An 11,148-nucleotide genomic window follows, 5' to 3' on the forward strand; every position below is an offset into this window, starting at 1 on the left:
ATTTTATTTTTTATGGATTCTATAATAGAAAGGCTTAAAATCATAAATATTTATCTAAAATTTTACCGTATACACCTTGTAAATTTGTTAGTTTTTGTTCTCTTTGCAAAATTTCGTCTTCTAATTTTTCAAATTCGGAGACGATTTGCTTTTGTGTAGAAAGCGGCGGAAGTGGGATTTTTATTAAATTTAAGTCTTTTGAATTTAGGCTTTGACCAAAAGCATTCAATCCATTTTTTTGTAATTTTATAAACTTTGTATCAAATAAGCAAAAGATAAATTTATCCAAAATTTTATCCTTAAACTCTTTCTTGATAACAAAGGCAGCTATTGCTTCATTTGTGTATAAATCAGTTCCTGCAATGGCAGTTTTTCCTATACTTAGTTTAAAGCTAACAAGAGTTGTACCTTCTGGTATAAGTTTAACGTTTGAGTTCTTTACCCCTAAATTTGTAATTTTTTCCTTAGTGTCGGTTATTAAGTTTGAATTCATCTCTGAAATACTTAGCCATAAATTTTCTCCGCCATAATATGCGGAATTACCTCTTTTGGGCGTTCCACCTATTAAAATATCGCAAAATTTAGAAATTAGCTCATACCCCCCCCATTTGTTTCAAAACTTATACCAAACTTAGAGAAAATTTTACTCATTTTAGCTTTTAACTCGTCAATCTCCATTCTAATAGTTTTAAACTCATTATCTACTTTTTCGCATTCAACTACGATTTGTTTTTGAATCTCAATCGGCGGTTTCGGGATTTTTAAATTTTCTAAGTCTATAGGATAAACATGTGGTTGTGCCGCACCCTTAGCTAAGGTAAAAATATATTGTTGTATATTTTTTAGGAAGTAGAAAATATAAAATGTTTCATCGTCTGATTCTGCCCTTATTGTTGTGCAATCCGATGCAAATATCTTCTCTTTCCATAGATTAACATAACCAGCATTTGCGCCCGATGCGCTAACCGTTATCGTATTTTCATCTCTATTAAATTCATTATGCAAATAAGCATAATTTAAACCACCTGCAACGACTTTATAAACACCACTTCTTGTATCCTTTTGTGTGATAGATTTACCTTTACTAATTTGAGAAGGAAAATCTACTAATCTAACAAGTGGATACTTACTCGTTATCTCGACTTTACTTTTCGCTCTTAAATTTATCGCTTTATCAAAGCTTGCACGGCGAAAATCTATGCAATCACGTAAATTTACCAAATTTGCATACGGCTTTAAGTCCTCGTTAATTCGTTTTAATTTTCCGTCGAAGGCTTCGCGAATAATAAAATTTAATTTTTCGGGATTATATAAATCGCTTGGATCGTAAAGTGCGGTCTTAATTGAGCTTATTTTTTTTATATTTTCTATCGTTTCGTCGTCATCGCCGCCTATCACCGCATCCGTTATGTATTTTATCCCTTCGTTACCTTTGGCATCACTCCAATCGTAGCCTAAAAATTTTTTCTGTTCCTCATTATTGCTCGGCGCTTTAGTTATGAGCGTTGTTTGAGAATTTACAAGCTGAAAGATGCTAAATTTTTCTATCTCGATAGCCTTTATGAACTCAAACTTTTTTTTAGAAATTTCAGTCTTCTTTTGTTCATCAGGAATTTTTTTCTTATCTATATTCTTATACTCGCTACTAGATTTAAATGCTGATTCGTATTCGCTAAAAATCTCATTTTCAAAAAGTTCGTTTTGCGTTATAAATTTTTCGTATTTATCTTTGTCATAGCCCATAAATTCGCAGTATTCGCCTAAATTTAGCCTATCGTTATATTGTGCTAAAAAGCTGCCATCGTTTATAACGCTAGCGGCGCGGTTTTTGGCGTGGAGTAAGGCATTCGGCTTGTTTGCTAGGTGGCGTAAAAATAAAATAACCGTATTTGTTCCAGTTTTGCCGAATGTTTTATTTCCGAATTCGCTAACAGCGATAATCTCGAAATTTCCTAACAAAATTTCGCGTGTTTTCTCGTAAATTTTACCAGTTTTATTTATAAGCGAGCTTGGCAAAACGATACCGCAAACACCGTCTTTATCTAAAATTTGGGCAGCCCTCTCCACAAAAAAACACTCGATGGCTCTATTGGTTTCTAGATTTTCAATTAACGCGCTAAGCTCATATTTTTCATAATTATCATCCTCTTTTAGTGTCGTTAAAAAGCCTTTTACCGAATAAGGCGGATTTGCAATTAAAATGTTAAAACCTCCTTTATCGATATCTTTATGGTAGGCTAGCGCGTCTTGATCTATAATGTTTAAATCTTGCCCATACATAAAGCTTGCAACCTTACTTACTTTACCCAAACGACTTTCTTTTTCTACGCCGTAAATATTTTTGTGATGACGCTTTAATTCGTCCGCATCTTTTATATAATGAGCCTTAATAAAGCTTGCGTATTCATTTATAAAATGCCCCGCACCGCAAGCATAGTCAATTACTCTAACGTCTTCATTGTCTTTTAAAATTTGCTCTATTGGTAGGCTTTGAATAATAAATTTAACGATAGGAAGCGGAGTAAAAAACTGACCTTCGCTTTGCTTGATGCCTTGATCCAAAAAGCCCTCAAATAAATCGCCTAAAAATTGATTATGCTCACTATTTGTTAGACGAATATTTTCAAACATTTCGACTACTTCGGTCAAAATTTTGACGTTTTTCTTAAAAAGCTCTTCATTATAAACTTCCACAAAAGCAAAGTCGTTATTTGTGTAAAATTTAAGCTCTCTAAAATATTTTTCTATCGTCTTTTTAGTCTCGTCGGGATCTTTTTTAAGAAATTTAAAAGCATCTTGAATTTGCTTGTCAGAGACGTATGCGATCTCTTTTTGCAAAAATTTCATCATACCTTTTTGATAAAGTTGCTGGAGCCTATCACTAAAAGCATAAATATCGTCATATCTTTTTCCGCGATAGTTAAATTTAAGCTCGTTTGGATTTTCTAACTCATCAATAATCTTACAAAGAAATAAATTTAAGAGTTTGTCAAAAGCATTTTCACGTCCACTAATGTTGTGTTTTCGCATAATTGTTGCAAATTCATTATATTTACCGCCCACGTCACTTAAAGTAATTTCCTGTAAGCTACGTAATGTTTTTTGATTTTGTTTTATATTAAACGGCTTGCTATCAAATACGCCTACGCTAAAGCCATCATACTCATAAGTATCTCGCCAAACTTGAAATTTTTCTATATTATTCGTAGCATTTTCATAGGTTTTATCGGCGTTTTTACTTATATTTTCATCGTCGCTTAAATCTATCGCAAAGTACTCGTTTTTAGGTGTATTGCTATCAAAATCAGCCGTATAAAGAAGCAAAAACTTTGCAGATGTTTCTTGCTGATAATAGCTAAAAAGCTGACCACCGTTTTCTCTCATTTTGGATAGCTCTTTTTTATACTCCATGCCAAAAGTTTTGCATTCTATTATCATATATGTTGAGCCTTGATTATCTTTTACGATAATGTCGGCTTTACCGCTTTTCTGATCTCTGCCGAGTTTCCATTTGCGCTCTATCTCTAAATTTGAAGGTGTATAACCGCTAGTTAAAAGGCGATCTATGCACTCTAAAACGACGAAATTTTCGGGATGATCGAAATTTGAGCTAGTTTTATCGCCGCAAATAAGCTCTTTTGGATAGATAATTTTTTGAGATTTAAAATTTACTAGGATATTGTCGTTTTGATAATTTTTAGTAAAAATTTCACCATTTTCGTCTAACGTAAAATTTAGTTTTTGGAGAACTTCTCTTAAATTTTCCTTTGTTATCATTTTCTCTCTTTTTGCTTTAATTTTTGATATTTTACAATGATTTGGCTTTTAATAAATAAACAGCGCTTTGCTGCCAAGTGGCAAGGCTAAAAATTTAAACTCGCTTGCTTCAAATTCTTTGCAAAATTTAAATAGCTCAGCAAACTCGGCTTCGTTTAAATTTACGCTCCAGATCGCTCCAAGGTCGTTAAATTCTCTTTCAAACTCGCTTAAATTTTTAGTGGCAAAGTAGTGCTCAAAACGGCTCATCAGCGAAAATGGCGTAAAAAATTTAACCTCATCTTTTATCTCAAATTTCATTACGCCACCATCTTTTATCGCTTCATTTATCGCTTCATTTACAGCCCCTGAGTAGGCTCTAACAAGCCCTCCAGTGCCAAGCTTTATCCCGCCAAAGTAGCGAACTATCAAGACCCCAACGTTTATAAGCCCAGCCCCTCTTAGCGCATTTAGGCTTGGCTGGCCGCTAGTGCCCTTTGGCTCGCCGTCATCACTTTGATTTTCAACGATTTGTCCATATTTGTTTAGCTCCCTTGTCGCCCAAACTACGTGAACAGCCTTAAAATGCTCCTCTTTTAGGCTTTCATGCAAGCTTTTAAACGAGCTTATAGGGCATAAAAATGCTAAGAAATTTGACTTTTTTATATCAAGCTGGGCTTTGAAAATCCTATCAATCGTCTGCAAATTTGCTCTTTTTTAAAAATTTTAAAAATCTTATCAATTTGCTAATTAAAGCCTTGTAAATTCAGACAAATTTATATTATTAAGGAAAAAATAGTAGAATTTTGCAATTTTTCATGAAGGACTAAAATGATACAAACTTGCCTATTTCCAGCGGCTGGATATGGAACGAGGTTTTTACCAGCTACAAAATCACTCCCAAAAGAGATGTTGCCGATCCTTACAAAACCGCTCATTCACTACGGCGTTGATGAGGCGCTTGAGGCTGGCATGGACAATATGGCCTTTGTCACAGGACGCGGAAAAAGGGCGCTTGAGGACTATTTTGACATCAGCTACGAGCTAGAAAAAGAGATCGCAGGCAGCTCAAAAGAGTCACTACTTAGCGAAGTTAGAAATTTAATGAGCTCATGCACATTTTCATTTACTAGGCAAAATGCCATGAAAGGGCTTGGACACGCCATTTATACGGGTAAAACTCTAGTTCGAGATGAGGCATTTGGGGTCATTTTGGCAGATGATCTATGTATAAATGAAAATGGCGAGGGCGTGCTTTCGCAAATGGTTAAAATTTATGAGAAATACCGCTGCAGCGTCGTAGCTGTGATGGAGGTGCCAAAAGAGCAGACCAAGTCTTATGGCGTAGTAAGCGGTAGGTTTATAGAAGATGATCTCATAATGGTCGATGATATGGTTGAAAAGCCTGATCCTGCCGAGGCTCCGACAAATTTAGCGATAATTGGCCGCTACATCCTAACGCCAGATATTTTTAACATCTTAGAGCAAACAAAGCCAGGCAAAAACGGCGAAATCCAGATCACAGACGCGCTAAAAACGCAGGCGAAAGATGGCATGGTGCTAGCCTATAAATTTAAGGGCAAGAGATTTGACTGCGGTAGCATCGATGGCTTTGTCGAGGCTACAAATTTCTTTTACGAGCGCAGTAAATGATAGAAACTTCATTTAAATTTAACTTTGCAAACAGCGAGGTCATCGACTCCTATGCCAAACGCATAAACGACGAGTACGAAAGCGGCGAGATAGGCTACTACCACTTGCCGGTGCTTGGGCAAAATTTACTTGGCGAGATCAAGGAATATGAAAAGGGGCTAGCTCATATCAAAAATGTAGTACTTGTTGGCATTGGTGGCAGCAGTCTTGGCGTAAAGGCGCTAAAATCAATGCTTGAAGGCACAAAGGGGATAAAAAGAGAGCTTTTGTTTTTAGATAACGTCGATCCTTGCAGCTACAAAAGCACGCTTAGTGGGCTAAAATTTGATGAGACACTTTTTATAATAAGCTCAAAATCAGGCAATACGATCGAGACGATCACCATTTTTAAGTGCTTGCTTGATGACTTTAAACCTCAAAATTTAGGCAAAAATTTCCTCATCATCACAGATCCAGGCACAAATTTAGAAAATTTCGCCAAAGAAAATGGGATCAAATTTTTTAACATCCCAAAGAACGTTGGCGGGAGATTTAGCGTGCTAAGTGCGATCGGCCTTGTGCCTCTTGGTATCTGTGGCTATGATATAAAGGCACTTTTGGAGGGCGCACTTGCTTGCAAGAAGCAATACATCGAGCAAAAAGATAGCTCAATAGTCGCTAAAGCCTACCACTACGCAACTAGCAGAAATGCAAGTATAAATGTCATTTTTAGCTATTGCGATAGGTTTTTTGAATTTAACGACTGGTACGTGCAGCTTTGGGCGGAGAGCCTTGGTAAAAAAAGAGGCTATAAAAGGGTCGGCCTTACGCCAGTTGGACTTGTCGGCAGCCGCGATCAGCACAGCTTTTTACAGCTTATCATGGACGGCGTAAAAGATAAGAGTGTGACGTTTATAAAGATAAAAGATCACGCAAGCGACAAGACCATCCCAAATTTAAGCCTAAAGGGGCTTGAAGAGTGCGATTTTGTGGCGGGTCTAAGCCTAAACGAGCTTATAAATTTGCAGTGCGATGCGACGGCTATGGCGCTGGTGCAAGAGGGCATAAGTGTCGATACTATCACGCTTGAGAGGCTTGATGAGTTTCATGCTGGCTGGCTCATTTTTTACTACGAGCTACTAACCTCTGCCACTGGTATCATGCTAGGCATCAACACCTACGATCAGCCAGGCGTTGAGATAGGAAAACGTATCTTAAAAACAATGCTTTTAAAGTAGAAAATGAAGAAATTTCTACTTTTAGCTCTTTTTGCCACGCAAATTTTTGCCTTTTCGGCGAGTAAATTTGTAAATGACGCTAGGTCGCAGATAGGCGTGACTCTAAGTTACGATCCAAGTTATGAGCGGCTCGCCTACCCAATGGGTGACGTGGATATCAAAAAGGGCGTTTGCACCGACGTTGTAGTAAGGGCTTTGCGGCATCAGGATATGGATCTGCAAAGGCTCATTTTTGAAGATATGAGTAGAAATTTTGCAAGCTATCCTAAAAAATGGGGACTTAAAAAGGCTGATAAAAACATCGATCACAGGCGTGTTTTAAACATCGCTACCTATCTAAAAAGAAAAGGTTTTGAGGCCAGAGATGATAAATTTTTGCCAGGCGATATCGTCACATGGATGCTACCAAAAAATCTACCTCACATCGGTGTGATCTCAGATAAATTTGAAGGCCAAACACCGCTTGTCATCCACAATATCGGCTCTGGCGTGCAAGAAGAAAACATACTTTATAGCTACAAGATCACGGGGCATTTTAGGCTAAAGTAGCAAAATGGCTTTTTAATCAAATTTTAGGCAAAATCGCACAAAATAAATTCAAGGAAAAATAATGTTAGAAGTTAGGGGACTTACTCAAAGATTTGCAAGCAGTTTGCTATTTGAGGATGTAAATTTAAAGCTAAATCGCCACAACAGATACGGACTAATCGGTGCAAATGGCGCTGGTAAATCGACATTTTTAAAAATTTTAAGCGGAGCTATCGAGCCAACTAGCGGCGAGATCATTATAGAAAATGGACTAAAGGTTGGCGTGCTTGGGCAAGATCAGTTTGCGTTTGAAAATTTCACGCTAAAAGATGCGGTGCTTTATGGCAACAAACGCCTATATGACGCTGTAAAAGAGAAAGAGAAGCTCTATATGAGCGAGGAATTTACAGATGAGATAAACGAGCGTTTAAGCGAGCTTGAGATGATAAGCGCTGAAGAAGACCCAAGCTACGAGTACGAGACTAGGATAGAGAAAATCCTAAGCTCGCTTGGACTAAATGAATTTGATAAGCTCATGAGCGAGGTCGAAAACTCGGATAAAGTTAAAGTTTTGCTGGCTCAAGTGCTATTTCCAAAGCCAGACATCTTGTTCTTAGACGAGCCAACAAACAACCTTGACATAGACGCGATCGCATGGCTAGAAAACGAGCTAAACCGCCACGAGGGCACACTTGTGGTTATCAGTCACGACAGACACTTTTTAAATAGAGTTTGCACAAACATTTTGGATGTGGATTTTAAGAAAATTCGCGAGTTTTCAGGCAACTACGACGACTGGTATATGGCTGCAAATTTGATCGCAAAGCAGCATGAGATGGAGCGTGACAAGAAGCTAAAAGAGAAAGAGGAGCTGGAGAAATTTATCGCGAGATTTTCAGCAAATGCGAGCAAGGCAAAGCAGGCGACTTCACGTGCAAAACAGCTTGAAAAGCTAGATATCGCAGAGATCACAGTCTCAAGCAGGCGTGATCCAAGTATTCTATTTCGTGCAAACCGCGAGATAGGCAATGAGCTAATTGAGCTTAAAAACGTAAGTAAGAAATTTGATGATAAAGTGATATTTGAAAATTTTAACTTTAAGCTCGAAAAGGGCGACAAACTAGCCATCATTGGTCATAACGGCGTTGGTAAAAGCACACTTTGTAAGATCATAATGGGCGAGATAAAGCCTGACGCGGGCGAGGTGCATATAGGTGCGACCATTGAGCTAGGATATTTTGCACAAGATACGGTAAATAAGATAGATGGCGAGCTAAAACTTTATGAATACTTGCAAGATGCCAAAAACAAGGACATCGACGAGATCAGAAAGTGCCTTGGCAGGATGCTCTTTAGCGGTGCTGAGCAAGAAAAGGCAGTTGGCGCGCTAAGCGGTGGTGAAAAACATCGCGTGAGACTAGCTCAACTCATGCTTCACAAGCCAAATTTACTTGTCATGGACGAGCCAAACAACCACCTTGACCTTGAGGCTATCATCGCACTTGGCGAGGCGTTTTACAACTTTAATGGCTCGGTCATCTGCATAAGCCACGACAGGGAGCTGATAGATGCCTTTGCAAATAGAATTTTACACCTAAAAGGTAGTGGCGAAGTCGTTGATTTTAAAGGCACATACGAAGAATACAGAGCAAATTTAGGCCTTGAAAGTTAGTTTTTTACCGTTTAAACCGCGCTAAGCTAGTTAAATTTGATTAATGTTTATTGCTACATATACGAGCATTTGAGCAACTTGTAGAAGGTAAGATAGAAAATGTAAAAACGACTTTTCAAAGCCAAAAGAAGACCGCTATCTTCGCTTTCCGATAGCATTTACGTTAAGATAAATTTTAAGCTCATTTGAGCTTAAAATTTCTTATATCAAGTGTTTAGATCAGGATAGTCCCAGCAGTTAAACTCAGCGCTCAAGTCGTCATTTTCTTGCCCTTTGCAGCATAGCCACTCAAGCCCTGCTCGCCTCTCCATAACGACCTCTTCGTCAAGTCCAGCCGCCTTTGTGCCATTTACTCTTGCATTTACGCACGCCCAGTGGTAGCGATAAACTAGATCGAGCTTACTTAAAATTTCATCCATACTGCGAAGCTTTGAGCGGCTTTTTAGCCCGCCTTCTCTAAAGACATTCATCACAAAGTCGCAGTCGCAAATTTTATCCATCTGGCCGATATCTTCAGCTATGCCAAGCGCCCAAAGCAAGATCCAAAGCGACTCATATTTCCAACCCATATTCACAGCCGTGTCCATATCGGCTCTATCTTCAACGACCTCTTTTTCTTTTACGCTTAGTCCCTCGTAGGCATCACCTAAAAAGCTCTTTGCCCACGCCATATTTTCTTTGCCCAAAGAGCCCTCATCACGGATAGTGCAAGCACACATGATCGCTGTAAATGAGCAAACTGCGCGCTTTACTATCTCGTCAATATCTCTTGGCGTAACCTCGCTATTTTCATAGCGAAGTGGCAAGCTCTCAAGCACCGCCACGCCCTCTTTTTTTAAAATTTTTATGTTCTCATCTTTTCTTTGTTGTGCTGTTTTTGGCATATCCGCACCTCCTTTAAAAATATCAAACACTCCCATTTTCTACCCAAAAAACTCGGCGTTAAATTTCTCTTCGTCGAAATTTTTGCCCAAAAATTTGCAAATTTCCTCCATATCGGCCCTCGCCGTCTCAAAACAGCTAGTAGCCCCCGGGCTTGGCGTCATATTAAAGTTTATGCCCTCGCCTGTGCTGATCTTGCCCTCGCCAAGCTCGAGCCTTTTTTTATTGCGGTCGATCACCTGCGGCCTTACACCACCAAAATTTACAGCGTAGCTTAGGTCGTTTTCGCTTAGGCTTGGTACGATCTTTCTGGCGTCTTTAACAAATTCTTTTTTGTTGATAAATGGCACTTCAAACAAGAAATTTCTTAGTATATATGACCTGATGTCCTCATCTTTTAGTAAATTTGTAAAGACTTCAAGGACGTTTTTGTCAAATTTTAGGCACTTTAAAAAGTCAAAAAAGCTAGAACAGCCGTGAAATCTCTCAAGCTTTGGTATGACAAGAGCTGTTGGACCAAAGCGAGTGTTGCCATTAGCTAGGATGTCTGGATCGCCGTGAAGTGCGGCAAATGGTAGCTTGTCGTTTTGCACCATATAGACTTTGCCGTTTAGCAGGCGCTTGTTAGCAAAATAAAAGCTCCCAGCAACCGGCAGCGTGCTAAGATGAAGCCCATAACCCATCTTGTGAGCTAAAAATAGCGAGTGCGCTCCAGCATCGACTACGACGTAGTTTGCTGTGATCACTTCGCCCTCATTTATCTTGATGTGAAATGTATCGCCCACCTTTTTCATATCGGTCACTTCTGAGCTTAGGCTGATCTCATAGCCATCTCCGCCCAAATTTAGCGCATTTTGTACGAGCGAATTTGCCATGCCACCAAAGTCCATCGTCGTGTACTGGCCATTTTGCGCGCCTATTGCGATGATATTTTCAGGTCGCTCATTGCCACTTGCGTCAAAAACGACGTTTGGCTCGATCTGCTTTAACTTCTCTTTGTCATAAATTTCAAGATAAGAAAACAGCTCCTTAAAGCTCTCATATCGCTCCTTGATGCGCTCTACTTCGGCATCTCCGATGGCTAATGTCATCTTTTGATGAGCAAACATATATTTGCCCTCTAAGTTGTATTTTAGGGCGTATTTTACTGGCATATTTGCCACTTGTGAGACCTTTTTTGCCTTTTCTAGCGTGTAGTTTGTCTCGATATCGCCGCAGTGGATGGTCTGCGAGTTACCCTTGCCGCTTGAATTTAGCGTAGCTACGCCGTCATATTTTTCTAAAAGCGCGACCTTTTTTATATCGCTAAATGCAGCCAACTCGTAAAAGAGTGCCGTCCCGCTAATGCCCGCTCCAACAATTGCCACTTCAAAGTGCTTTTGCCTCATTTTCTCCCCTGAAAGTTTAGTCGCACAAATGATACTATATTAAATTTAAATC

9 protein-coding genes are annotated in these 11,148 nt (G+C 38.9%); 4 read left to right on the forward strand and 5 right to left on the reverse strand.

From position 1 onward, the window contains the following. Positions 1 to 40 precede the first annotated feature (40 nt). From CYO89_RS01665 to CYO89_RS01675, 3 genes are read right to left on the reverse strand one after another with little or no spacing between them, the layout of a single operon-like run. Positions 41 to 589, reverse strand: coding sequence for a restriction endonuclease subunit S (locus CYO89_RS01665; protein WP_103596899.1), 549 nt, complete (start codon positions 587 to 589; stop codon positions 41 to 43). Further along, entirely contained in the window at positions 589 to 3,777 is a 3,189-nt protein-coding gene (locus tag CYO89_RS01670) for an N-6 DNA methylase (RefSeq protein ID WP_103596900.1), read from the reverse strand. The genes CYO89_RS01665 and CYO89_RS01670 overlap by 1 nt, the downstream gene beginning before the upstream one ends. Before the next feature lie 48 nt (positions 3,778 to 3,825). Continuing rightward, positions 3,826 to 4,461, reverse strand: a complete 636-nt coding sequence (locus CYO89_RS01675) for an IMPACT family protein (protein ID WP_103596901.1) — start codon at positions 4,459 to 4,461, stop codon at positions 3,826 to 3,828. Positions 4,462 to 4,587: 126 nt separating this feature from the next. Between CYO89_RS01675 and galU the strand changes: the two genes are divergently transcribed. From galU to CYO89_RS01695, 4 genes are all read left to right on the forward strand, one after another. Continuing rightward, a complete protein-coding gene (galU, locus tag CYO89_RS01680; protein ID WP_103596902.1) occupies positions 4,588 to 5,409 on the forward strand; it encodes a UTP--glucose-1-phosphate uridylyltransferase GalU in 822 nt (273 codons plus the stop codon). Next, positions 5,406 to 6,626, forward strand: coding sequence for a glucose-6-phosphate isomerase (locus tag CYO89_RS01685; protein WP_103596903.1), 1,221 nt, complete (start codon positions 5,406 to 5,408; stop codon positions 6,624 to 6,626). The genes galU and CYO89_RS01685 overlap by 4 nt, the downstream gene beginning before the upstream one ends. A gap of 3 nt (positions 6,627 to 6,629) precedes the next feature. Next, on the forward strand, positions 6,630 to 7,175 hold the full coding sequence (locus CYO89_RS01690) for a DUF1287 domain-containing protein (RefSeq protein ID WP_103596904.1): 546 nt from the start codon (positions 6,630 to 6,632) through the stop codon (positions 7,173 to 7,175). A gap of 61 nt (positions 7,176 to 7,236) precedes the next feature. Then, the gene (locus CYO89_RS01695) at positions 7,237 to 8,826 is read left to right on the forward strand and encodes an ABC-F family ATP-binding cassette domain-containing protein (protein WP_103596905.1); all 1,590 of its coding nucleotides are present in this window, start codon (positions 7,237 to 7,239) and stop codon (positions 8,824 to 8,826) included. 206 nt (positions 8,827 to 9,032) lie between these two features. Here CYO89_RS01695 and CYO89_RS01705 read toward each other — a convergent pair whose 3' ends face one another. Next, complete coding sequence (locus CYO89_RS01705) at positions 9,033 to 9,710, reverse strand: DUF4272 domain-containing protein (RefSeq protein WP_103596906.1); 678 nt, start codon at positions 9,708 to 9,710, stop codon at positions 9,033 to 9,035. 39 nt (positions 9,711 to 9,749) lie between these two features. Then, positions 9,750 to 11,096, reverse strand: a complete 1,347-nt coding sequence (locus CYO89_RS01710; protein ID WP_103596907.1) for an FAD-dependent oxidoreductase — start codon at positions 11,094 to 11,096, stop codon at positions 9,750 to 9,752. Positions 11,097 to 11,148 lie beyond the last annotated feature (52 nt).

Origin of the sequence: Campylobacter concisus (genome assembly GCF_002913765.1) — a bacterium.
Lineage (GTDB): Bacteria > Campylobacterota > Campylobacteria > Campylobacterales > Campylobacteraceae > Campylobacter_A > Campylobacter_A concisus_BB.

Bases quoted from the DNA above. Each gene is read 5' to 3' on its own strand.
- CYO89_RS01670 (WP_103596900.1), bottom strand. From the start codon at position 3,777: ATGATAACAAAGGAAAATTTAAGAGAAGTTCTCCAAAAACTAAATTTT.
- galU (WP_103596902.1), top strand. From the start codon at position 4,588: ATGATACAAACTTGCCTATTTCCAGCGGCTGGATATGGAACGAGGTTT.
- CYO89_RS01685 (WP_103596903.1), top strand. From the start codon at position 5,406: ATGATAGAAACTTCATTTAAATTTAACTTTGCAAACAGCGAGGTCATC.
- CYO89_RS01690 (WP_103596904.1), top strand. From the start codon at position 6,630: ATGAAGAAATTTCTACTTTTAGCTCTTTTTGCCACGCAAATTTTTGCC.
- CYO89_RS01695 (WP_103596905.1), top strand. From the start codon at position 7,237: ATGTTAGAAGTTAGGGGACTTACTCAAAGATTTGCAAGCAGTTTGCTA.
- CYO89_RS01705 (WP_103596906.1), bottom strand. From the start codon at position 9,710: ATGCCAAAAACAGCACAACAAAGAAAAGATGAGAACATAAAAATTTTA.
- CYO89_RS01710 (WP_103596907.1), bottom strand. From the start codon at position 11,096: ATGAGGCAAAAGCACTTTGAAGTGGCAATTGTTGGAGCGGGCATTAGC.